The organism is Streptomyces sp. SAI-127 (assembly GCF_029894425.1).
Lineage (GTDB): Bacteria > Actinomycetota > Actinomycetes > Streptomycetales > Streptomycetaceae > Streptomyces.
On the sequence record NZ_JARXYJ010000001.1, the window covers coordinates 260,202 to 282,156 of the forward strand.

The 21,955-nt window shown below is 68.6% G+C and carries 21 protein-coding genes and 3 pseudogenes; 10 read left to right on the top strand and 14 right to left on the bottom strand.

Annotation, left to right across the window (positions count from 1 at the left end; genetic code table 11):
• Positions 1-171 precede the first annotated feature (171 nt).
• Positions 172-480, top strand: a pseudogene (locus M2157_RS01345) (transposase); the annotation flags it as partial.
• A gap of 111 nt (positions 481-591) precedes the next feature.
• Here the strand turns inward: M2157_RS01345 and M2157_RS01350 are convergent.
• The 3 genes and pseudogenes from M2157_RS01350 to M2157_RS01360 form a co-directional block, all read right to left on the bottom strand.
• Positions 592-990, bottom strand: a complete 399-nt coding sequence (locus M2157_RS01350) for a nuclear transport factor 2 family protein (RefSeq protein ID WP_280859931.1) — start codon at positions 988-990, stop codon at positions 592-594.
• A 214-nt stretch (positions 991-1,204) separates the two neighbouring features.
• Positions 1,205-1,390 (bottom strand): annotated as a pseudogene (locus M2157_RS01355) (FAD-dependent oxidoreductase); the annotation flags it as partial.
• Between the two features lie 4 nt (positions 1,391-1,394).
• Positions 1,395-2,462: a ferritin-like protein gene (locus M2157_RS01360; protein ID WP_280864108.1), complete on the bottom strand. Its 1,068-nt coding sequence runs from the start codon at positions 2,460-2,462 to the stop codon at positions 1,395-1,397.
• A gap of 638 nt (positions 2,463-3,100) precedes the next feature.
• Here M2157_RS01360 and M2157_RS01365 point away from each other — a divergent pair.
• A complete protein-coding gene (locus M2157_RS01365) occupies positions 3,101-4,498 on the top strand; it encodes a hypothetical protein (RefSeq protein WP_280864109.1) in 1,398 nt (465 codons plus the stop codon).
• Between the two features lie 354 nt (positions 4,499-4,852).
• Here the strand turns inward: M2157_RS01365 and M2157_RS01370 are convergent, their stop codons facing one another.
• From M2157_RS01370 to M2157_RS01385, 4 genes are all read right to left on the bottom strand, one after another.
• A complete protein-coding gene (locus M2157_RS01370) occupies positions 4,853-5,959 on the bottom strand; it encodes a ferritin-like protein (RefSeq protein ID WP_280864110.1) in 1,107 nt (368 codons plus the stop codon).
• A 748-nt stretch (positions 5,960-6,707) separates the two neighbouring features.
• The gene (locus M2157_RS01375; RefSeq protein WP_280864111.1) at positions 6,708-7,604 is read right to left on the bottom strand and encodes a hypothetical protein; all 897 of its coding nucleotides are present in this window, start codon (positions 7,602-7,604) and stop codon (positions 6,708-6,710) included.
• A gap of 38 nt (positions 7,605-7,642) precedes the next feature.
• Complete coding sequence (locus M2157_RS01380) at positions 7,643-7,855, bottom strand: hypothetical protein (RefSeq protein WP_280864112.1); 213 nt, start codon at positions 7,853-7,855, stop codon at positions 7,643-7,645.
• A gap of 308 nt (positions 7,856-8,163) precedes the next feature.
• Positions 8,164-9,402, bottom strand: a complete 1,239-nt coding sequence (locus M2157_RS01385) for a SpoIIE family protein phosphatase (RefSeq protein ID WP_280864113.1) — start codon at positions 9,400-9,402, stop codon at positions 8,164-8,166.
• Between the two features lie 591 nt (positions 9,403-9,993).
• Between M2157_RS01385 and M2157_RS01390 the strand changes: the two genes are divergently transcribed.
• The gene (locus M2157_RS01390; RefSeq protein ID WP_280859938.1) at positions 9,994-10,299 is read left to right on the top strand and encodes a hypothetical protein; all 306 of its coding nucleotides are present in this window, start codon (positions 9,994-9,996) and stop codon (positions 10,297-10,299) included.
• 170 nt (positions 10,300-10,469) lie between these two features.
• On the opposite strand, the gene M2157_RS01395 is transcribed toward M2157_RS01390, so the two are convergent.
• Positions 10,470-11,477 carry a hypothetical protein gene (locus tag M2157_RS01395; RefSeq protein ID WP_280864114.1) on the bottom strand — a complete coding sequence of 336 codons (1,008 nt, stop codon included), beginning with the start codon at positions 11,475-11,477 and terminating at the stop codon, positions 10,470-10,472.
• A gap of 87 nt (positions 11,478-11,564) precedes the next feature.
• Between M2157_RS01395 and M2157_RS01400 the strand changes: the two genes are divergently transcribed.
• The gene (locus M2157_RS01400) at positions 11,565-11,948 is read left to right on the top strand and encodes a DUF6233 domain-containing protein (protein ID WP_280864115.1); all 384 of its coding nucleotides are present in this window, start codon (positions 11,565-11,567) and stop codon (positions 11,946-11,948) included.
• A gap of 231 nt (positions 11,949-12,179) precedes the next feature.
• Here M2157_RS01400 and M2157_RS01405 read toward each other — a convergent pair whose 3' ends face one another.
• Complete coding sequence (locus M2157_RS01405; protein WP_266514226.1) at positions 12,180-12,530, bottom strand: helix-turn-helix domain-containing protein; 351 nt, start codon at positions 12,528-12,530, stop codon at positions 12,180-12,182.
• 87 nt (positions 12,531-12,617) lie between these two features.
• On the opposite strand from M2157_RS01405, the gene M2157_RS01410 reads away from it, so the two are divergent.
• From M2157_RS01410 to M2157_RS01430, 5 genes and pseudogenes are all read left to right on the top strand, one after another.
• The gene (locus tag M2157_RS01410) at positions 12,618-13,085 is read left to right on the top strand and encodes an ester cyclase (protein ID WP_280864116.1); all 468 of its coding nucleotides are present in this window, start codon (positions 12,618-12,620) and stop codon (positions 13,083-13,085) included.
• Between the two features lie 400 nt (positions 13,086-13,485).
• A complete protein-coding gene (locus tag M2157_RS01415) occupies positions 13,486-13,656 on the top strand; it encodes a hypothetical protein (protein WP_020121623.1) in 171 nt (56 codons plus the stop codon).
• Positions 13,657-14,633: 977 nt separating this feature from the next.
• A complete protein-coding gene (locus tag M2157_RS01420) occupies positions 14,634-15,476 on the top strand; it encodes a hypothetical protein (RefSeq protein ID WP_280864117.1) in 843 nt (280 codons plus the stop codon).
• Between the two features lie 199 nt (positions 15,477-15,675).
• On the top strand, positions 15,676-16,977 hold the full coding sequence (locus tag M2157_RS01425; protein ID WP_280864118.1) for an FAD-dependent monooxygenase: 1,302 nt from the start codon (positions 15,676-15,678) through the stop codon (positions 16,975-16,977).
• Positions 16,978-17,096: 119 nt separating this feature from the next.
• Positions 17,097-17,252: pseudogene (locus M2157_RS01430) on the top strand (IS630 family transposase); the annotation flags it as partial.
• Positions 17,253-17,612: 360 nt separating this feature from the next.
• Here the strand turns inward: M2157_RS01430 and ykgO are convergent.
• From ykgO to rpmG, 3 genes are read right to left on the bottom strand one after another with little or no spacing between them, the layout of a single operon-like run.
• Positions 17,613-17,735, bottom strand: a complete 123-nt coding sequence (ykgO, locus tag M2157_RS01435) for a type B 50S ribosomal protein L36 (protein WP_006130958.1) — start codon at positions 17,733-17,735, stop codon at positions 17,613-17,615.
• 43 nt (positions 17,736-17,778) lie between these two features.
• Positions 17,779-18,039, bottom strand: a complete 261-nt coding sequence (locus M2157_RS01440; RefSeq protein WP_280859944.1) for a type B 50S ribosomal protein L31 — start codon at positions 18,037-18,039, stop codon at positions 17,779-17,781.
• Between the two features lie 46 nt (positions 18,040-18,085).
• Positions 18,086-18,250 carry a 50S ribosomal protein L33 gene (gene rpmG, locus M2157_RS01445; RefSeq protein ID WP_280859945.1) on the bottom strand — a complete coding sequence of 55 codons (165 nt, stop codon included), beginning with the start codon at positions 18,248-18,250 and terminating at the stop codon, positions 18,086-18,088.
• A 798-nt stretch (positions 18,251-19,048) separates the two neighbouring features.
• Between rpmG and M2157_RS01455 the strand changes: the two genes are divergently transcribed.
• Positions 19,049-20,407, top strand: a complete 1,359-nt coding sequence (locus tag M2157_RS01455; RefSeq protein WP_280864119.1) for a hypothetical protein — start codon at positions 19,049-19,051, stop codon at positions 20,405-20,407.
• Between the two features lie 130 nt (positions 20,408-20,537).
• Here M2157_RS01455 and M2157_RS01460 read toward each other — a convergent pair whose 3' ends face one another.
• Both M2157_RS01460 and M2157_RS01465 read right to left on the bottom strand, forming a co-directional pair.
• Positions 20,538-20,900, bottom strand: a complete 363-nt coding sequence (locus M2157_RS01460; RefSeq protein WP_280864120.1) for a hypothetical protein — start codon at positions 20,898-20,900, stop codon at positions 20,538-20,540.
• Between the two features lie 223 nt (positions 20,901-21,123).
• The gene (locus tag M2157_RS01465) at positions 21,124-21,840 is read right to left on the bottom strand and encodes a TetR/AcrR family transcriptional regulator (protein WP_280864121.1); all 717 of its coding nucleotides are present in this window, start codon (positions 21,838-21,840) and stop codon (positions 21,124-21,126) included.
• Positions 21,841-21,955 lie beyond the last annotated feature (115 nt).

Below are 21,955 nucleotides of genomic sequence, written 5' to 3' on the forward strand. Positions count from 1 at the left end.
GCTCCAGAATGGGATGCCGAGCGGTGGAGCGCGGGCCCTGGGGTCTCAGACGCTAGCTGAACAAAGCCAGAGTAATTATGCAGAACTTGATTCTCCTATGAGCTCGTAACACGATCTTGTTGAAGTGCTTTGGTCGGGCGTGACCGAGACGATTCGGCCGTTCGGGAGGGTGTGAGTACTCGACCGTGGGTCGTGGATGACGACTTGTGGGAGTTGATCGAGCCACTGCTGCCGTTGCCCTGGCCGGAGCGGGCGCCGGGGCCGCGGCCGGTGGCGGACCGGCTGTGTCTGCAGGGCATCCTGTACGTCTTCTGCAACGTCATAGCCTGGCAACTGCTGCCGCTGGAGCTGGGGTTCGGCTCCGGGCAGACCTGCTGGCGGCGCCTGGAACGGTGGCAGCAGGCCGGTGTCTTCGACCAGCTGCACCGTATCCTGCTCGCCGAGTTGAACGCGGCCGGCGAACTCGACTGGTCGCGCGCGCGTGGACGGCTCCCACATCCGCGCGAAAAGGGGGGAGCCGACACCGGTCCGTCGCCGGTCGACGCACCACATCAACCCAAGCTGACAAGCCGCAGCCGGACCGCCCCGCGGTCAGGGCTGGTCGTACCAGGCAAACGCTGCGATCCGCCAGCCCTCGGAGGTGCGGACGAACTGGATGGTCTTGGTCCCGTCTCCCTCGAACGGCTCACCATCCAAGATCCCGGACTTGCGGTACTCGCCGAACCGCGACGCGATATCGCCCGCGATCTCTGTCCGTTCAGAGGTCTCCCACTCGGAGAACTCGACCAGCCGACCGTCGGTCAGCAGCCGCTGGCGAGGCTCGATGAACTCGTCCACGGTGTAGACCGTGAACTCCGGGCCGGTCTTGACGATCACGCCACCCGGAATAATCAGCTGGCGGATCCGGGCCACGTCGGCAGCCTTGCCGCCCCGGTTGTCAAAGGCATCGAAGAACTCGGCGGTCACGACGTCTATCTCGATCTTGGACATGGCGCGACAGTAACAGCGAAGGGGCGGCGGACATCGTCGGTCTCGACGGGCTGCGGAATGTCGTCGAGGCAGACCGTCGCGCGCCAGTTCAAGCGCCTCGCAGTCCGCTGGCAGACGGCTCGACCTCCACAACGCCATAGTCTCCCTGGCCTGCGGACTGATCTGCTGGAGACGACTCAACAGCCCTTCACCATGATCGTGTTACGAGCTCTATGGAGAGTTGGACCCGGCCCACACGGTACGCGGGGGCCTGGCGTTCGTCGCAGTCGAAGCGGGACATCCAGCGGGTGTCGTGCATCCCGAAGTCGCGGCCCAGGGCAAGCCGGGTGACCTCCTTGATCTCGTCGAGGTCGAGGGGCTCGCTGTCGGCGACGTCGCGGGCGCGGTTCCAGGCGATGACACTCTCATAGATCGACGTACCGGAATTCCGGGCCGTAGGTGCGGCCGCTGCCGTCCGGCAGCTCGCGGCTCATCAGCGACTGAGCCGGCTCTTGGAGCTCGAACATGTGGCGGACGGCTTTGCCGAGCAGCCGCCTCCCGTCCGCGGCCGCCTCTGCCTGCCAGGCCTCCTCCAAGCAGCGCAACATGTGGCTGTAGGCCTGGTTGCCGGCGTCGATGAGTGTCTGGGTTGCGGGGTCGGGTCCCGCAGTGCCTGATGCTCCCCACCCTCCGGCCGGTACCGTGGCCATGGGGAAAGCAGGAGGCATCGGTATCTCGTCTCCGAGGAAATCCCATCGAACCGGGTCGGTGGAGACCTTGATCAGTTTGCGGCCGTGGAGGATCTCCCGGAAGGCGTAGAAGTGGGCGAGTTCTCCGGCCTCGCCGGGGAACGGGTTCTCGGGTGACGCCGTTGTTCCCTCACCCTGTTCCTTGATCACGTCGATGGCCGCCTCGGCATCCTCCAGGGAGTTGATCGCCACGATGCTGTTTCCGGCACCGTGGCCCGACATGTCACGGGTCAGCTGGCGGGTACCGCGGACCAGGTCTGCGTTGTCGCGGAGCGCGTCGAGAATCGCGGTGTAGAACGCACCGATGGAGGGTGTGGCGACCACGTCCGCGACCACTGGTTCCTCTGGCTCCTCGATCTGGGAGAACAGCTCGAGGGATTCCTTTGTGAGTCCGCTGAGGAAGACGGTCAGCTGGGGTCGGACACCGCCGGGCAGCGGGCCTGGGTAGGCCGGCACTGTTCCCGCACCGGCGAGGCGGGGCACGCCGCCGATGGTGGTGAGCAGGTTTCCCGCGAGGCCCAGGTGAGACATCTCGTCGAAGACGATCCGCTTTATCTCCTCGCACACATCGTCGTCCTGGTCTTTGATCGACCACATGGCGCACAAATACGGTGGAAGAGTCGCCAGTTCCAGCATGACAGCCTGCTGCAAGGAATCCTTCAGCCAGTCCGCGCCGCGGGCTTCGGCGGATTCGTCCATCAATTGGACGATCCTGTTGCTTCGGTAACCGGAAAGCATCGTCATGGGGATCATCTCCCGACTGGGAAAACCCTGGCCGTCCCGGGTGGTCCGGTGACGATACGGCGAAGACCACTGGTTCGAAGGCGTGGTGGCGGCCGTGGGACCGGGGAATACGAGTAACGCACCGTCTGAGCCGCCCACGGTTCGCTCGACGCATGCGGCAGGACCGAACGCCTCTTTTCCCACGGTACGTCAGCGAGCCCCGGGCGGCGCGGCGACAACGCGGCGACCGCCTGCCGGCCGTTTCAACGACGACCACCATGAGGCCGTCCGCGGTGTTCGGCCGCGATGGCATTCCACCCCGTTGGCCAGCCGGGTAGCAGCCTGTCCCTCTTCACGGGGCAGTGCGAACCGTCTCCGTGTTCCGGCGAGCGAAGCACTCTTTCCCGTCACCCAAGTGAAGCAATTTTCCCGTCAACCAAGATTTTCGTTGTTCAACTTCCTGCCTCGCCAACGGAAAACCACGCTCGGCAATGCTGGTGTTTCGATCGAGTCGCATATTCCACGCGGCTCCCCCAGACTGACAACAGGTGCCGTGATGCCGGCAACGTTCTGCACGGCAGGGTCCGGCATCCGGCACCGGCCGACCTGTATACCGCTCGTGAAACTCACCGGATTCTGGATCGACAAAGGGAACAGACATGCCCGTTGAACTCAACGACACGGTGCCGTTGTCGTGGAAGAACGCCACCGGCGACAACGAGACCATGCTGCAGCACCTGCAGCCGAACATCCTGAAGGGCCATGTCCGCGACCGTCTGCACATCCTGCTCCTGCAGTTCGGACAGGGGCCTGAGGCCACCGCGGCAGCCCGCGCGTTCCTGGCCGCCCTGGTCCCGCTGATGAAGTCGGCCAAGACCGGACTCGAAGAAGCGGAAGCCTTCAAACAACACGGCACGAAGGGCACCCCCTATGTCGGCGTGGGGCTGACGAACGCGGGCTACGCCAGGCTGGGCCTGACAAGCGCGGCGCCCTCGGACCCCGTCTTCCAGCGCGGCATGCGAGACCCTCAGTCCCTCGCCAACCTGAATGACCCCGACCCCACGCAGTGGGAACCCGGCTACCAGCAGGAAATCCACGCCATCGTCCTGGTGGGCGACGCCGACTCCCTTCCTGCCAACACCCGGCTCGGCGAGGTCAAAGCACTTCTGAACGATTCGATCACCGTGCTCGCCGAAGAGACCGGCAAGACCCAGCACGATGACGCAGGCCGCGCGATCGAGCACTTCGGGTACGTCGACGGGCGCAGCCTGCCGCTGTTCCTCACCGAGGACCTGGACGCCGAGCGCGACACCATGGACGGAACCTCCGTCTGGAATCCGTTCCTGCCGCTGGGAAGAGTCCTGGTCGCCGACCCGGCCGCCCCCGACCCCACCACCGACTTCGGCAGCTACTTCGTGCTGCGCAAGCTGGAACAGAACGTGCGCGCCTTCAAGGCGGCCGAGGAAGAACTCGCCGACACCCTGAAACTGGACAACCACGACCGCGAACGCGCCGGCGCAATGCTCGTCGGCCGCTTCAGGGACGGCACCCCGCTCACGCTGCAGGCCCAGGCCGGAGCGCACAAGCCCGTGATGAACGACTTCACCTACGCCAGCGACACCGCCGGCCGCAAATGCCCGCTCCAGGCACATATCCGCAAGAGCAACCCACGCGGATCCGGCGGCTTCGAAACACCGGAGGAAGAAAGGCTGCACCTGCTGGCCCGGCGCGGACAGACCTACGGGGAACGCACCGAAGGCGACCAGCCCGACAGCGGCGTCGGCCTGCTGTTCATGGCATGCAACTCCGACCTCGGCAAGCAGTTCGAGTTCGTCCAGCGACGGTGGGCGGACAACCCCGGATTCCCCCGACACGGCACCGCCGCCGAGCCCGGCCTCGACCCGGTCACCGGCCAGGGCAGTCGGCCCTCGCAGACATGGCCACAGGCATGGGCAGACAACGAGACTCAGGAGGCCCCCGCCCCCGAGCAGACGGTCACCATGAAAGGCGGCGAATACTTCTTCATGCCCTCGCTGCCGTTCCTGCGCAGCCTGTGACCGCCACGCGGCTTCCAGGGCTCTGCGCAGCTTCCAGGGTTCTGCCCATGCGGATGCGCAGCCGACCGCGCACAGCGGACAGGCACCGCCGACGGTGATCCGCACACTCGGCCACGTCGGGGGCAACCGGGCCTCCCACAACCACCCTTCCGCAAGCCGGCACCGGCCCCATCCCCCGAGCGGCTTCCCCCTGGCACTCCCCGCAAGCCCACTGGGCCAGTTCCCCTCCCCATCGAGCCGTTGTGTCCATCAGCGGCTGGCCTGGTAGTACGCGTCCCAAGCCTGCTTCTGCCAGAACGGCACGAGGAAGAGCACTACCTGACGCTTCAGAATGAGGTTCGTCCTGTCCGCTCATTAGGGAAGTACGTGGAACTGGGGGCCATATGTGCTGTGAGCGCCGGGGATCTCAATCTCCATCAGCCGTACGGCGGGCTCTTCCAGGGCGCGCATGGCGTGAATGGCCGCACCCAGGGAACGGGTACCGCCGTCGCCCCAGGCGGCATCGAGGGAGTCGAGCAAGGCGGTGTAGGTGGTGTCGAACCGGTCCAGGAACTCCTGCACGGGCGCCGGCGGGCCGGGCCAGCCGCCGGCCGGAACCCGGGCCATGGGGCGTGCATCGGGGAAGGGGACGGGCGCCCCGGTGAACGTCCAGCCCGTGTCGGTCTGCCGCAGTTGCCGGCCGTGGTAGATCTCGCCGAAAGCGTAGTAGTGGGCCGGGTGGTCGTCGGCGAAGGAGTCGGCCGGGGAACTGCTCGTGCCCTCGCCCTGTTCCCTGATGATGTCGATGGAGCGCTCTGCGTCCAGGAGCGTCTCAACCGGCCGCAGTTCGTCAGATCCGATGTGAGCGCTCAGCTGTCCGCGGGCCGACAACTGCGGGGCCACGGCCCTGAAACCCTGCAGCACAGCGCCGTAAAAGGCGCCGACGGTGGGCGGGGCGCTGTCACTGAGGGCGAGTGGTTCCTCGGGCGCTTCGATGGCCATCATCACGTCGTGCACGAAAGACCTGGTCAAACCCGACAAGTACACGGTCACGCCGGCACGTACGCCACCGGGCAGCGGGCCGGGGTAGACGGGTGCCGCCGCCCTGATCCGGGGCTTGCCCCCCACGGCCACGAGCAGATTGCACACCACGCCCAGGTGGTACATCTCGTCGTCGATGATGCGCCGGATCAGGCGCGCGGCATCCGCGCCGCGGTCCCTGATGGACCACCAGCCGCACAGGTACGGCGGGATGGTGGACAGTTCCAGCTCCACGGCGACCTGTAGCGCCGACCTGAGCCAGTCGATACCGCGGCCGGCCTCGGGCATGGCCAGCAGGCGCGCCACGGAGTCGAGAGGCCACGGGTCGGCTGGTCCACTGTGGGGACCCGCGGCCGACGCCGGTGCGGCTGTCGCGGTGGCCGACGCGGCGGCCGTCACGGCGGCCGTGGCCAGGAAAGTCCTGCGTTTGAATGGAGCCACCGCTGGCTTCTTAGGGTCTTCCCTCACACCAGTCTTCCTCGCCTCGCAGTCGTGGCCCAACCTGCGCTGCAGGCGTACGGGACCACAGATCAGCTGGCGAAGCTAGCAGGCATCACCACAGATGAGAGGCTTGGCGGGCAGACGCGGTGCCACGGTCACCCTGTCAGGCCAATCTGTTGGAAGCCCGGGAGGCAGCCCGCTCCCGAGCCAGTCGCCCGGACGGTCCGGGCAGTCCGAGGGCTCGTGCAGGACGCGTCCTCCGAGGTGAAGTGCCTTCGCAGCAGCATGGGAGCTCCGAAGTCATTTGTGAGTGAGCATCACGTGTGGGCGAGAACCACTGCGCGGACGTCCGTGCGACAGGACATCGCACCTAGTCAACCTCACCAGCCCGGCCTTCGGCGCACTGGCCACCGCGGCGACCGACTCGCCGAACAGCCGCAACGCCAACCCGGCCAATCCCGACCCGGGCAACAGTCCGCTCGCCCTCTACCGCACAGCAACCAGGACTACCAACGCCACCCGGGCACCGTCCTGACCCTGGACGGCACGAGCGGCGAGGCCACGAGCGGCGCCCAGGTGCTCGACCCCACGAGCAGCTATTCGGTCTCCGCCTGGGTGAACCTGGCATCGCTGCCAACCCACAGCGTCACGGTCGCCGCCCAGGACGGAGCCGAAGACAGCGCCTTCGTCCTCAAGTACGACTACTCATAGCAACGGGAGAAAACGACCTCTGGTCATCCGGTGCTGGCTATGTGGCGCCTCTGGTCATGCGGCGTAGCTGCTGTGTGGTCTCGTGTGCCGCCCGCTCGGCCTGGGCGACGACCTCGGCAGCGGACCGGCCGTGTGCCTCGGCTTCCTGCTGTTCGTGCTCGGCCTGCCGGCACTCCTCGCGCGCCTGGCGCAGCTGCTCCTCAATGGCGGACATCCGTCGGCGAGCCTGTTCGGTGCGCTCGCGCGCCCGCTGCAGCTCGGCGTCGACGTCCGCCTGCCGTGCGCGCTCGTCACGCAGGCGCTGCTCGGCGGCCTCGGCTGCCTCCCGCGCCCGGGCCAGCTGCTCCTGGCGGGCGCGGCGCCGCTCTGCGAGTTCGTCCTTGGACGCCCGTCCCGGAGACACAGACGGGGACGGGGAGGCCGGGCGACTGCGGGTGCCTGGTTTCTCGGCCGCTGGTGCGCTGCCCGGGTGGAATTCCGAGGGCGGGGTGAGGGCGTTGACCAGGCGGCCGCCCGCCCACTGATCGGCTGCGTCCGGATCGGCGAGTACGGCGCGCAGGGTCGCTTCGAGGTCCTGCTGGACCGGCTGCGAGAGCCCGTGCCCGGCCTCGCTGGCGAGCTGGGCGGCCTGCCGGGACAGGGCGGAGACGACACGGCGGCGCTGTGCGGAGAGATCCTTGAGCACGTCGGCGTCCAGGGCCTGGTAGGCCTCGCGCAGCGCGCGGCCCAGTTCCAGGAATTGCCGGCTCTCTTCCGGCTGGGTGCGCAGCAGGAGATTGGCCGCCCAGGCGGCGAGGGTGGGGCGGCGGGCGGCGCGGATGCGGCGGGCATTGTCCAGCCCGCCGGCTGTTTTCGCGGCGGCGGCCAGCGTCTCCCGCCGGGCAACGAAGTCAGCCGGCGGCGTGGTGTACAGCTCGTCGAGGACGGCTTCCACGTCGTCTGCTTCGCTGCCCCGACGGCTTTTGCGCGTGCTCAGTGTCCCCGCACCTCCGGGCTGTCCTCATGCCGCACGTTCCGTCCCGACTCCACGACATCCACCTCGTGTCTGCCAGTGCGGACCGCGTTCTGCACGGGCACGGTGAGGGCGTGGAGACGGCAGGCCGTGCGGAGCAACTGATCGTCGGTGCACGCCCTGCGGCCGCCCGTCCCATACGGCGGGCAGATGATGGCGCGGCGCTCCGACATGGCACCAGCCTCACGCGCACCTCACCGCACCGCATCCGCGGGGCGATTTTCGGATCCCGCCTCGCAGAGGGCCTGCCGGGGCATGGGACCGGATCTGGCCCGACTGTGGCTGTTCACGGTAGTTGGCGAGGAGCCACTGCGTCCTGGCTGGTCACGGCGGTTCTGTTCATCGCATCTGGCGAGGTCTGTTGGCGATGGACGGCGATTGTGTGGTCTCTACGTCCAGTTCCGCAGGCAACCGCAGGTGCACATGAGCGTTTCAGTGGACGGGGTTCGCCACCTGTTGCGTGCAGGTTGCGGCGCACGGGTCACAGGCGGAGGACGATCAGGGCGATGTCGTCGCGGGCGCCGCTGCTGACGCCGAGGTGCGCAAGCAGAGCGTCGGCGAGTCGTTCGGGGCTGTGGCGGGCATGGCGGGCGAGCGCGTCGGTGAGGCGTTGCAGGCCGGCATCGATGTCCTCGCCGCGGCGTTCGATGAGACCGTCGGTGTAGAGCACGAAGGTGTCGCCAGGGGTGTAGGGCAGGCCGGCCTGGATGCGGGGGACGGGTTTGGGGCGGGCCCCCAGCGGAGGGTCGGTGGCCTGGTCGAGAAGATCGCAGGTGCCGTCCGGGTGGAGCAGGATGGGGGGCGGGTGGCCGGCGCTGCTGTACAGGATGCGGCGGGCGCGGGTGTCGACGACGGCCTGGACGACGGTGGTGGCCAGCGCGCCCTCCACGTAGCGTGAATACAGGCCCAGGACGTCCAGGGCTCTCGCGGGCCCGTCGACGGCCCGGACGACGGCGGACAACGCGCTGCGGAGCATGCCCATGACGGCGGCGGCCTCCAGGCCGTGGCCGACGACGTCGCCGACCGCGACGGCGAATCTGTTCTCGGGCAGGTCGACCACCTCGTACCAGTCGCCGCATACGTTCAGTGACCCGGCGGCGGGCAAGTAGCGCACCGCGGTGTCCCGGTGCCGGGCCAGGTGGGGCGAGTGGAGCATGGCCTCCTGCAAGGTGACAGCGACCTGGCGTTCCCGGGCGTGGGCCTGGCGCAATCTATCGTTCACTCGATGGAGCTCACGCGCCCGCGCGTACAGCTCGACCTCCATCGCCTCCACGTCGCTGAGCGCCCCGCCTCCTCGCCGACGAGGGTGGGAGAGGATGAACGAGGTCACGTCCTCCCCCCGGTGCAGGATCCACTCCACCTGACCGTCCGGCCCGAGCACCGGCGTGTTGATCGCGGACCACCACCGCTCCTCGAACACCCCGGGCCGGTCGGCCACGGGAATGTCGTACTTCATCGGCGCCATCGTGTCCGGCTCCTTCGAGCGCAGGACCCCGTGCAGGGAGGCGTGCAGATTCCGTACCCCGTCAGCATCCGGATCAGCCGGATTGTCAGGGAAGGCATCGAAGAGGTACCGCCCGACCAGGTCCTCCCGAGTGCGGCCGGTCACCCGGCAGGCCGCCTTATTGACGTCGGCGAGCACCAGGTCCGGGCCCAGCACCATGCAGGGGCTGGGGGTGACCGAGAACAGCGCCTGGTAGTCGATCCCCGGCCTCGCCACACGATGTGGCCGGGCACCCTCAGCAGGGCTGGTCTCGTCCCTCACCCTTACGTTCTACCGTTCGTGGGCGTCCTCGGCACCTGGGCGTATCGACTGTTCTTGCCTTGTGCCGCGCATCTCGTGCCCCTCCTCATGGGGGCATGCAATGTGGTGTGGCCGCCGCGGGGTCAGCTCGTGGAGCCGGGCGAGCACCCCGCGAATGCCCTCGTCGTCGACAGTGAGACGGCACTGCGGCACAAGGCTGAGTTCCTCCAGGCGCCGGATACTCCGCGTACGAGGCTGCCGGCAGCCTCGTATCCGCGAAGGACTTCGTCGACGAAGTCCGGACCAACCGTTGCCCGAGTCGTCCAGGGCGGCCTCCACTGCGGCGAGGAGGGCGCGAAGCGCCGCCGTGCCATCGGCACCCTCGGCGTCCTGGCCGCCGGCTCGGTCGAGGTGCGCAGCGGACAGACGCAGAATCTTCATCCCGTCGACCTAGCCCCTTCTCGGATGGACGCCCTGGAGTGCACCGGCGATACCAGCGGCTTAGCTTCGCAGTGCTATGCCGCGGGCCGTCCGACCGCGGCGCGTCAGGCGGCGAAAGGAAGCTCCATGGCAGTCGTGATGACCTTTTCCTGGCCCGAGATCACACCCGCCGTGTACGACGCGGTGCGCCAGAAGGTGCGCTGGGAAGAAGACGCACCGGACGGGTGCGTGCTGCACGCCGCCTGGTTCGTCCACGGCGGCCTCAACGTGATGGACATCTGGGAGTCGGAGGACCACTTCAACCGGTTCATCGAGGCCAGGATCGCCCCCGTACTCAAGGGCGAACTGGGCGTGCAAAGCGACCCTGAGCCGAAGTTCTACCCCCTGCACCGGCGCTTCGTCGCCCCCGGGGTCAGCGGCGCCAGCTCCTGAGGTACGCCGCTCGCGCATGGGGCCGCGTCAGCGATGCCTCGTCGGCCTTCGCCCCGCAGAAACACAACCACCGCCACCGCCACGGTCGTCGCAGACTCCGACTGCGCCGACGTCAAGGGGCGCTAGACGTCTTGCGCGCCGTCCCACTCCGTCCAGCCTTCCTGGTCGGGTCATGAGGCGCGGCGGAAGACGGCGGCCGGGCCGATGACGCCCGGCCCGAACTTGTCGCGCACGCGGTCGAGGGCGGTTTCGGCGGCGAGGCGGGCCTCGCGGGCGTCATCGAGGGACAGCTGCCAGGCGACCTGGTCGGCGTCGACGAGGTCCTCGCCCTTCAGGGCGAGCCCGGTCAGGCGGCCGCGCTGCAGGCCGGCGGCGTCCATCAGCTGGTAGGCGAGCTGGCGCAGGTCGTCCTCATGGGCGGAGGGTGCGGTCAGGCGTCGGGTCTTCTCCCAGCTGCTGCCGCCGGCGAACTTCAGGGTCAAGGTCAGGGCGCGGGCGGCCTGGCCGCGGCCGCGCAGCCGGGTGCCGAGCCGGACGACCAGGTCGAGCAGGGCGGCGCGGACGACGGCGCCGTCCAGGGTGTGCTCGTCGAAGCGGTGGCGCACGCTCGCCGTGGCGGGCAGGGCGCGGGGCACCACGGGGCGGGGGTCGATGCCGCGGGCCCGGTCGGCGGCCAGGCGGCCGGCCTTCCCGCCCAGCAGGCGCTGCACGGTCGCGGGTGGCACCGCGGCGAGCAGGCCCACGCAATGGATGCCGTAGTCGCGCAGAGCCGCCGCCTGCCGTGGGCCGATCCCGTGCAGGGCCTCGACCGGCAGCGCCCCGAGCCAGCCGGTCACGTCATCGGGTGCGATCGCCAGGACCCCGCCCGGCAGGCCTACCTGTCCGGAGGCTGTGGCGGCGATCGTGATGGAGGGGCCGATGCCGATGCGGACGTCGACGCCGAGGCGGGAGATCGTCCTGATCCGCAGGACCTCCCCCAGTCGGCGGGCATCGACGCCGTGGTAGCGCAGCGCCCCGCGCAGGTCCACCAGCGCCGCGGTCGGCGGTAGTGCCTGCATCACCGGCGACAGCCCGGCCAGTTCCTCGAGCACCTGCCTGTATGTCTCCTCCGGCAGCCGGTCCGGGCAGCGCACATGCATCAACACGCCCTGTCCGTCCGTCGTCGCCCGCGTCCTCATCGTGCTCACCTCCCCCACCACATTATCGAACATTAAATCGAACACGCGAGGGCGCAGCACCTCGATCTTGAGCCTAAAATCACAAATGTGTTCGACGATCTGCCGCCCGACCTGGAACGACTGCGCACCTTGCGGGTGTGGCATGCCTTGTGGCTGAACCGCATCGACGCGAAGATCGCCCTGCTGGAGCGCCGCAAGGCAGAAGCCGAACACGGCCGGCGCACCCGACCGCAGACGCCGGAATGGGTCGTCGAAGTCGGCATCGGCACCGGCAAGCCACCCGTCCAGGTCCACGCCGGCACCTGCCACATGATCGGCTCCCGCCGCCGCCCCGTCAGCCGCGACGAAGCCCGCCGCCTCCTCGCCGACGGCCTGCGCGCCTGCACCCACTGCCAGCCCGACACCCAGCTCCACATCATCGACTTAGCCGCCCGCCGGCCCATGTGCACGCCATCAGCCCCGGCCTACTGACCATGGGGTCGGTGCGTCTGCGCTGGATGCCAGCGCAGGACCCACCGGTACGGCCCCGGCGGCATCCCGCTGCGCCAGCGGTGCATGTCGCCGGTGCAGGAGAAGTGGGGCGCGGGCGTGCACTACACCAGCACCCGCGGCCAGAAGTCGAGGTCGACCCTAGACGCCTGACCGCGAGGCGCGCGCGGCCATTCTCTTGCGCTCAGCGCCCGGGCAATCGGCGGGTCCTGCTTACCGATCTTCGACGGGGAACGCGCCAGTGCGGGGAAGGTCTTGTTCGGCCCAGGCGCCCATGGTGGCCAGCACGACCTCGAGTCGGGCGCCTGCAGGGGTGAGTTCGTACTCCACGCGCGGCGGGATCTCCGGATAGGCCGTGCGGGTGACCAGCCCGAGGAGTACGAATCGTCGCAGCCGTGAGGACAGGGTCTTGGGGCTGATCCCCGGCAGCCCGGCGCGCAGCTCGGTGAAGCGTTTCGGGCCCGTCAGCAGCTCCCGCACGATCAGCGTCGCCCAGGGCCCGTCCAGCACGGTCAGGAACCGGGCGATCGGACATTCCGGCAAAGGGTGGTCCAGCTCACTCACGCACTCTCCATTAGTTCATTTGAGGGAACTGATTCCCTCAGGGAACTATAGCCGGACCAGCCCGCACTCCCCACCATGGAGGACCTCATGACCGCGATCAGTACGGCCAACACCGCGAGCGAGGTGGTGCGCTCGGCCACGACCACCCCGTTGCGGGTCGCCGCGCGCAACCTTGAGCTCTACGACACCGGCAATGTCGCCGGGGCGGACGAGGTGTTCGCCCCCGACGTGATAGACCACAACCCCGCTGACGGCGCCGCCTCGGGGATCGACGGCATGCGAGTGCTGATCGCCGCGGTGCGCGACGGATTCACCGACACGCAGCACCGGATCCTGTTCCAGCAGGAGCTTCCCGGCGGCTGGGTGGTCCTCCACTGGCGGATGACCGGGACACACACCGCAGACGCCTTCGGGTTCGCGCCCAGCGGCAACCCGGTCGACATCACGGGCACCGACATCGTCCGTGTTGTTGACGGCAAGATCACCGAGATCTACCACGTCGAAGAACTGCTCAAGCTCACCCAACAGATCGGCACCGGCGCGCAGCCGGCTTGAAGACCGAGACCTTCTCGGACCACGCCTGCCCCGAGCCCTGACCGGCAACCGCCGCCTTGACACGGCGGTTCCAGAGGCCAGCGGCGCGGCAGGAAGAACACGCCCCGGGGCCAACCGTTCCAGCGTCCCGCCCTCTAGCCCCAGGCTGCGCCGATCGGGTGGGCCGATCGGCTGGGCCGTAACAGACCCGCGCGCTCGTCGACCTGCGCCGGCGAAGGGCTCCGTCCGTGCCACATATCGCCGGCAGCTGCGGCCACTCTGTGTTCAACTCGGTCCCGGAAGTCAGTGAACGCCGTGGAGAAACTGAGTTCAGTGCCCGCATGAGCAGTGGAGAAACCAGGGAAATCGACCGTGTGTTCTTGCATTCGCCGGGCACGAGGAGCGACGGAGGTTGATAACTATGGTTCCCCTGCTTGTCGTTCTTCTGCTGGCTCTGATTCTCTTCGGCGCGGGTTTCGCGCTGAAGGCACTGTGGTGGCTCGCGGTCATCGTGCTGGTCGTCTGGCTGCTGGGCTTCGTCATGCGCTCCGCTGACACGGGCGGCCGCAAGGGCCGCTGGTATCGCTGGTAACCCGCCAAGCAGCAGCATGCTTGTGGCTCCGGATGTATCCGGAGCCACAGGCATGTCCCGGATCAGGACATCTCACCGGGCAAACAGGGTAACTACCATCTTCCCGGGGACCGGGCCGCATAGCTGGGGCCCGGTGAATCACGGCAGTGGCTCTCATGGTCCTGGTCGCGTCCCTGTGCACCACACTTCCGCTCACCGTCTACCTCGTCGGCGGCGAGCGTTCCGCGCAGATCCTGGGCGCCACGTACATCGGCGACGCCACCCCTCACTTCGCAACCCCCGCAGAACCGTTGGGCGGATACGGCGGGTTCATGCAAGATGGCCGGGCCACCAGGCCCTCTTCTTGTGCGGCGTTCGTCGTCCTGGACGGCACCGACCCTGCCGATGCCGAGCCCGGCATTGCGCCCTTCCTACGGACCGCTCGGGCGCGGCGCCGTCCCGCCTCTCGCGACGGCCGCAGTTCTCACAACCCTTCCGGGTCCGGCCAGCTCCACTACGCGCCCCAGCACCGCCTCACCGCGCCACATCCCGGAAAGCGAGTCAGAATCATGCCGGTAGAGCAGAATTTTGACCTGCCGTACCCCTTTAAGGATGGTGTGAGTTGAGTTCCCTGAGGGAAGCGCGGTTGACCGGTGACGAGGCGATCGAACAGCCAGCTACTGGCAGGTCACGCGGTGGACGCGCCGCGTCCACGGGGCCTGACGAGGAGCCGAGGTCGCCGTCCTGGCGGGCGGTGATCACCGGTCTGCTGATGGCCCTCGTGATGGCCACCAGGCTGTGGCGGCGCGGCCAAACGACGCCCACCCATCAACCCCGAGGAAGAGGGCACGCCCGCATGAACCGGCCACGCCCCGTATCCCGCCGCCGAGACCGGGCCGACCAAGAACCATTCGACACCCCCGCAGGCTGCAGCGACGGCTCGGCAGTACGCCATTTCGCCCACCTTCCGCTGCTGCCTGAGTTCCCAGGCTCGGCCCGTGGGACAACCTGAGCAGCGCGCCGAGGGCGCGGGACCGTTCACCACCCGGCTCACCTGGCACCCTCCCGGGGGCGGCACCACCGTGTGGGAGTCTCGGCTCGCGCGCCGACGCGGAGTACTCGCCGTCCGCCCCCACGGTGCGACCGCAACCCGGCACATCCGTGCAGACGCCGTCGCCATCGCCCGCCTGCACAGACTCAACGTCATCGCGGCGATCGCCTTCGTCATCGGCGGGGCACTCTTCGCCGCCGGCGCGGCCGTCGCCCAGTTCGGCTCCGGCGACGCCACCGAGTGCGCCTCGATCTACTTCGCGGGCGGCCTGTTCTTCACCACTGGCGGGTACGTCTCACTGCTCCAGGTGATCAACGCGCCCCGCCACCAAGGCGGCGGCGAAGGCCGACTGGTCACCGGCCGCTGGCGATGGTGGAGTTACGAGCCGATGCGGGTGGACTGGCTGAGCACGTTCGTCCTGTTCGCGGGCACCCTCGTCTTCGCCGTCGACCTGCTGGACTCCTTCCTGCAGGGCCTGAACGTCCACCAGGTCAACCGGCTGATCTGGGTGCCCGACGTGATCGGCTGCGCCCTCTTCCTGGTATCCGGCCACCTGGGCTTCGTCGAGATCTGCCACGGCCGGCCCTGCCTCCGCCCGCACAGCCTCGGCTGGCGGATCGTGGCCGTGAACCAACTCGGCTCCGCCCTCTTCATGGTCTCCGCACTCGCTGCCTACACCCGCCCCGCCACCAACAGCCTCGTGAACGCCGACATCGCCAACTGGGGCACCCTCACCGGTGCCCTGTGCTTCTCCCTCGCCGGCCTCCTCCAACTCGGCGAACACCCTTGACTTCCTCCCCCGCCTAAAGGCGAGGGATTCCAGCGGTCGCCCGCTGGGGTCCCTGCTTCACCGACGACCGCCCCGTCCGGGAGGACTCCCGTAATTTCGGCCGTGCCGATGAGTTTTGTGCGGATCCCCAGTCGATACTGCCGGATCCACCGACAGCGGTGGGCCAGTGCTGGGAACGTTCCAGCGCGGGAGGAAGCACATGGAGGCAGTGATGGGCACCGACGACTCCGAGCAGGAGCGCACGATCCGGACGGGCGAGCGGGGGACGCGGGTGAGCGGTCCCAAGCTGTTGGTGACGGGGGCGAGCATCGCGGGACCCGCGCTGGCCCACTGGCTGCGCCGGCGGGGGGCCGAGGTGACCGTGGTGGAGCGGGCTCCCGAGCTGCGTCCCGGCGGGCAGGCGGTGGACGCGCGCGGGGTCGCCAAGGAGGTCATCGGGCGCATGGGGCTGGACGCGGCGATCCGCGCGGCGTGCACCGACACCGCCGGCGCGCACACCGTGGACGCGGACGGGCAGGTACTGGAGACCTTCCGCGCGGACGACGACGGTGGCGACGGGTTCATCGCGGACATCGAGATCCTGCGCGGGGACTTGTCCCAGGTGCTCTACGACAACACCCGCGACGGCGTCGAGTACATCTTCGGCGACCGAATCGCCGAGCTCGCCCAGGACGCGGACGGGGTCGACGTCGTCTTCGCGGGCGGCGACCGGCGGCGCTTCGATCTGGTGGTCGGGGCAGACGGGCTGCACTCGGAGCTGCGGGCGATGGTCTTCGGGCCGCATGAGCGGTTCCTCCGCCACCTCGGGCACGTGCTGGCCTTCTACAGTGTGCCCAACGAGTTCGGGCTGGACCGCTGGCTGCTCGAGTACCAGGACCCGGAGTCCGGGCGCTCCGCCCTCCTGCGACCCATCCAGGACGCCACCCGGGCGATGGCCATGTTCTACTCCGCCTCGGCTGACTTCGACGTCGACCACCGTGACGTCGCGGCCCAGAAGCGCCTGCTGCGGGAGCGGATGGCGGGCCTGGGCTGGCTGGCCCCGGACATCCTCGCGCACCTGGACGACACCCCGGACTTCTACCTCGACCAGGTCGCCCAGGTGGTGATGGACCGCTGGTCGAGTGGACGGGTGGGGTTGCTCGGGGACGCGGCATTCAGCTCGTCGCCGATGTCCGGGCAGGGCACCGGACTGGCACTGGTCGGCGCCTATCTGCTGGCCGGAGAGCTGGCCGTCGCCGGATGGGACCCTGACGCCGGGTTCGCCCGCTACGAGGCGCGGATGCGCTCGTTCGTCGAGGCCAACCAGGAGATCGGCCGGTTGAACGCCCGCAGCCGCGACGTCCCCGGGCCAGACGCCGAGCCGGGCCCCGATTTCGCCGGCGAATGGTTCACCGAGCTGGTCGGGCGCGCGATCAACGGCGTCGAGCTGCCCCACTACGCGGGGGTGCCGGACTCCGGAGCCGCGGCCGGGTCGCCGATCACCTCGTCGGTCAAGCCCTAGGTGTCACTTGACGTGTCGAGAGGGACCACGCTTCGGTAGGACACCGCCGGACGACCTCCGCCCATGCCGCATGGTGCGCGTCGGAGCCCCCGTTCGGCGGCCACGCCACGTTCTGATTCACCGTCCAGACCCGGGCTCTGCACGCCTATCTGCGCTGGCGCAACAAGCACGCCCACCACCCCGATTTCCTCACCGCCCAACGACGCGAACGGGCCCGCATCCGCAGCGAGAAGCACATGCGCTGGGGCGGCAGGCCCCTTCGGTTTGCGGACTGAACCCGGCAGACCTGCTGGTGACAGCATCAGTCGTCGAACTCGAAGCCTGCCGCCTCGGCGCGGGCAACAATCTCGCGAACGGCGCTGGCGCTCAAGATCACGGGCTCAAGGGCAGTCCTGACGGTCCTGGCGCTCGGCGGTCTGCGGGACTCACCACCGGACGTGCCGAAGTCGTCCGCGCCCGCGGGAACCATGGCGCCGAACCCGTCGGCCACACGGCGGGATGTGTGACCGAGTCCGCGAGCGTCAAGCCCCATCTGTGGCCGTCGGGGCCCGTCAGAGAAATACCTGCGACATCGCAATGCAGCGGCCCGGCACCGCGGGTGTGGTGTCGGGCCGCTGGGGTGCTGCGCTGTGGCGTCAGCCTTGGCGGGCCTTGAAGCGGGGGTCCTTCTTGTTGATCACAAAGGTCACGCCACGTCTGCGGACCACCTGAGCGCCGGGTTTGGCCTTCAGCGAGCGCAGGGACTTGCGTACCTTCATAGCAGCCTCCTTGGGCCTTGCAGGGGTCGGACGGCTCGGGCGGTCAAGGACGGACGGGAGCGGTACGGCCGTAGCGTCGCTCGAAGCGCTCCACTCGGCCCGCGGTGTCCACGACCCGCGAGGTGCCGGTGTAGAACGGGTGACTCGCGGACGAGATGTCCACGTCGATGACCGGGTACGTTGTGCCGTCTTCCCACTCCACGGTGCGCTGTGTGTCGAGGGTGGAGCGGGTGAGCAGGTGGAAGCCTGCCGCGCGGTCGCGGAAGACGACGGGGCGGGAGACGGGGTGAATGCCGGACCTCATGGGTGGTGCCTCCTTGAGAAACCTCGGTCGACGACCGGGGAGGGTGTCATCGTTCTTCGCGGAACGGAACGTGCTTGTCGGCCACCGGGTCGTACTTGCGCACGACCAGCCGGTCGGGGTTGGTCAGACGGTTCTTGCGCGTCACGTAGGTGACTCCGGTGCCGGCCGTCGACCTGAGCGTGATGACGGGCCGCGTGGTGCTGCGTGCCATGAGGTCCTCCTTCCACCACCACCGAGTGCTTTGACTCGGTCATGTCATGCAGTCGGTGTAACAAGGCCGTCCAGCGCGTCATTCCCCATGGCCGGTTGCCGCAGCCAGCAGCCGAGCGAAGCAGATCCGTCGCACTCACTCATCGCTCCGGGCGATCGGCCACCGCCCCAGGGTGACCGGCGCATAGGCCCCCACCACCGATTCGAAGCTCGCGTCGGGCATCGGCCGCGGCGGCGGTCGAGGACCGCGTGCCAGTAGCCGACGACGGCCTCCACGGCCGGATCAGGTGTGACGGTCACATGATCGGCGGCCTTGGCGCCCGCCACCTTCCGCAGCGTGGCGAGCATGTCGACCACCCAGACGGTCAGAGCGGGCACGTTGAACGGCATCATCGTGGGGAGGCGAGTTGGTGGTGCGGGTCTTCCCCATATCCAGGCCGAGCTCGGGCGTTGAGTGTCACGTCGCGAGGGGGCGGGGTGTTCGATCTCGGCTGGTCCGGCCCATGACTGGCTGGCGAGGGCCGCCTTGCGGAAGGTGCGCCACCAGCCCTCATGGAGGTTGAGTCAGCAGGCGCTGCCTCGGCCTTACAACAAACACCCGCCTGAAGCTCAGCGGCTGACCGAGGGCGGAAGTCCTGGTCGAGACCGAGCAGGGCTTGTTAACCCAGCCCCGGCCGTAGCCGCCCAGCCGGCACCTAAGGGCGGGACGCACTTCCGCCATACGTTATGTGTGGAAGCGCGGCCTACCTCACACGTGCGGCTGGCTACGTGCTCGGTTCTCGTCGGGCATGCTTTCGCCATGGACATGCCCCACAACCTGTCTGAGTCCGAGCAACGCCTCATAGCGAGGGCCCGCCAGGAGATGGTGGTCGACTTCCGAACCGATGACGCCTACGGCCCGAACGAGGCGGAACAGTGGAGCGAGGACCGTCGGGTGCGCGCCGGAGTGATCGCTGCCCTGGTGTCCGGCGCGGACTCGCCCAGCCGATTCACCCTGTGCGGTGTCAGGATCTCCGGCGACCTCGACCTGGCCAACGCACGGCTACAGACCTCGCTCCTGTTCGAGCACTGCGTATTCGACGGCGAACTGTTGCTGGCTGAGGCAACCACCCGCAGCATCAGGCTACGCGGCTGTTACCTCTCCCACATGAACGCGGCTCGTATCACTCTCGACGGTGAACTGGAGGTCGCGGGCTGCCGACTCGACAAGCTGTCGCTCTACGGAGCGCGAACGGGAGACGTGGAAATCTCCGGCTCGACGTTCACCTCCCCGAACGTCGCGGTACAGGGTGATCTCGCCGCGATCGACGGCGCCTTCTACTGCCATGACGCCGTCCTCGACGGACAATTACGGTTGCCCGGTGCTCACGTCAAGGGCTACGTGGAGCTCGACGGCTCCACAATCCGCGGAGGGGTCCTCGCAAGAAACCTCGATGTCGACAACGGCATGTACTGCGGCTTCGGGAAACGGGCCGTGTGCACGATCGAACGCGATTTCGACCTACGGGGCGCACGGATCAGGCGCGAACTCCGACTCGACGACACCCGCCTCACCGTGCTGGATCTACGCCAGGCGCACGTCGACAGCTTGTGTGACGACCCGGCGCACTGGCCACGGGAAACCAGGCTCGACGGTCTGCGGTACGAGGACCTGGCGCCTCGCCTCCCCGCGCCGGCACGACTTGACTGGCTTTCGCGCGGCCGGAACGACTACCGACCCCAGCCCCTCGAACAACTCGCGGCGCACTATCGGCGCATCGGCCACGACGAGGACGCCCGGCGTGTCCTGCTGCACAAACAGCGCGAGCGCCGCAGGACGCTCGCACCCCCCGGTCGGACGTGGGGCCTGATCCAGGACCTGCTTGTCGGTTACGGGTACCGACCATGGTTGGCCGGCCTCTGGCTCCTGGTACTGCTGGCCGCGGGCACCGTGTGCTTCGCGGCCATGCCTCCGACTGCCGCCCGCGACGACCCGCCGCCCTTCTCGGCACTGGCCTACACGCTGGATCTTCTACTGCCGGTGGTGAACCTCGGCCAGGAGACCGCGTGGAGTCCGTATGGGCCGGGGCAGACCGTCGCTTACGGCCTGATCGTCGCCGGTTGGATCCTCGCCACCGCGGTGATCGCCGGCATCACGCGCCAGCTGGTCCGTCCTTGACGGTTGGAAGCTTGTCGATAGGCGTGATCGTGACTTACTGAAGGTTCACGCGGCTTGTGGGCTTGCGCTCGCTCACGGTTCACAGCAGACGCCCGAGCCCGCCGACCGCTGTCAAATTACTCCCGACCTCTTACAAGCCGTCGTTTTTACCGAACTTGATCGCTGCGTTTCCGCTGCTCAGGCGTCCGGAGACGGCGGCCAAGGCTCGTTGGGACAGGCCGTGGTCAAGCGCGGCCGCAGCGGTCGGGTCGGTGTCTCGCGTGCGAGACGTCTCGGTGCCAGCGGTGACCGCACCGTAGATCGCGGTCAGGGCGCGTGCGACGTCGAGCAGCCGGTACGCCTGCCCGGGGCTGACGCCGAACTCTGCCTGGCAGTACGTCTCCCACGAGGTGAAGCCCAGCGGCAGCAAGACCCGGACGGCGAGCACCGCCACGGAGCGCCGGACGGCGTCCATCGCCTCGCGCCGCCCGGCCGTCACCTCCCGGGCCTGCACGGTTGTCCGCGTAGTGGTTGAAGGCGGCGTAGACCGATCTGCGGCGGGCGTCGGGGTCCATCAGGGCCACACTGAACGGGCCGGCGTGGTGGCCGGGCTCAGCCAACATTGATTCCGTCGCATCCCGCGGCGATGGGTGGCACCGCCGGCACAACGCTCAGGCACCGCAGGCACCTTGCCCTCATCGCCGTCATGCGTCACCGGCTGGCCCGACACGGTTGCCTCAGGGCTGCGACGCCGGCTCCTCCCCCGCCGACGTGCCGCTGTGCGGGCGCGCTCCCGCGATGCGCAGCGCGATGTCGCCGTACTGGTAGGCGAGTTGGTCGACGGAGAACTCGCCGCCCTCGTGGAACCAGCTGGCGACGCCGATGCCCATGTCGAGGATCGAGTACGAGGCGATGCGGGCCGACTGCACGTGGAAGGCGCCCTCGGCGGCGCCCCGCTCGATGAGTTCGCGGAAGCGGCGCTCGTAGTCGCTGCGGCGGCCGAGCACCCGGTCCTGGTCGGGCTGGTCCAGGCTGCCGATCTCGCGGTTGCCGACGAAGGCCTCCAGGCGGTGGCGGGCGTGGTAGCGGATGTGCGCCTCCACGGAGCGGCGCAGCTGTTCGCGGACGTCGTCGGTGCCGGATACGGCCAGGATGTTGTCGGCGATGAGCTGTTCCATCGTGCCGATCATGATCTCGGCCAGCAGTTCGTGCTTGGAGGCCACGTGCTTGTAGAGGCTCGGGCCTCGGATGCCCACGGCGGCTCCGATGTCGGCCATGGTGGTGGAGCGGTAGCCCTGTGCGGCGAAGAGCCGCAGCGCGGCCTGCCGGATCGCCGACCGGCGGTCGGTGACGGGCGTGCCCTCGGCCCGGGCCGGCCGGTGCGGCCTCTCGTACGACCCGTTGCGCGATGCGCTGTGCGACTTGCCGTGCCCCTCGCTCTGGGCTGAGCTCACGCGGACTCCTGAAGCTACCGACCGTTAGCCGAATTCGTCTACTGGAGCGGCCAGTATAGAACGGGCCCTTGACATCACGCCTCCTGCACCCCTGAGATGGCTAATGGTCAGTAGC

Coding starts and splice junctions, on each gene's coding strand:
- M2157_RS01350 (WP_280859931.1), bottom strand. CDS start 990: ATGTCCAAGATCGAGATAGACGTCGTGACCGCCGAGTTCTTCGATGCC.
- M2157_RS01360 (WP_280864108.1), bottom strand. CDS start 2,462: ATGACGATGCTTTCCGGTTACCGAAGCAACAGGATCGTCCAATTGATG.
- M2157_RS01365 (WP_280864109.1), top strand. CDS start 3,101: ATGCCCGTTGAACTCAACGACACGGTGCCGTTGTCGTGGAAGAACGCC.
- M2157_RS01380 (WP_280864112.1), bottom strand. CDS start 7,855: ATGTCGGAGCGCCGCGCCATCATCTGCCCGCCGTATGGGACGGGCGGC.
- M2157_RS01390 (WP_280859938.1), top strand. CDS start 9,994: ATGGCAGTCGTGATGACCTTTTCCTGGCCCGAGATCACACCCGCCGTG.
- M2157_RS01395 (WP_280864114.1), bottom strand. CDS start 11,477: ATGAGGACGCGGGCGACGACGGACGGACAGGGCGTGTTGATGCATGTG.
- M2157_RS01410 (WP_280864116.1), top strand. CDS start 12,618: ATGACCGCGATCAGTACGGCCAACACCGCGAGCGAGGTGGTGCGCTCG.
- M2157_RS01415 (WP_020121623.1), top strand. CDS start 13,486: ATGGTTCCCCTGCTTGTCGTTCTTCTGCTGGCTCTGATTCTCTTCGGC.
- M2157_RS01425 (WP_280864118.1), top strand. CDS start 15,676: ATGGAGGCAGTGATGGGCACCGACGACTCCGAGCAGGAGCGCACGATC.
- ykgO (WP_006130958.1), bottom strand. CDS start 17,735: ATGAAGGTACGCAAGTCCCTGCGCTCGCTGAAGGCCAAACCCGGCGCT.
- M2157_RS01440 (WP_280859944.1), bottom strand. CDS start 18,039: ATGAGGTCCGGCATTCACCCCGTCTCCCGCCCCGTCGTCTTCCGCGAC.
- rpmG (WP_280859945.1), bottom strand. CDS start 18,250: ATGGCACGCAGCACCACGCGGCCCGTCATCACGCTCAGGTCGACGGCC.
- M2157_RS01455 (WP_280864119.1), top strand. CDS start 19,049: ATGGACATGCCCCACAACCTGTCTGAGTCCGAGCAACGCCTCATAGCG.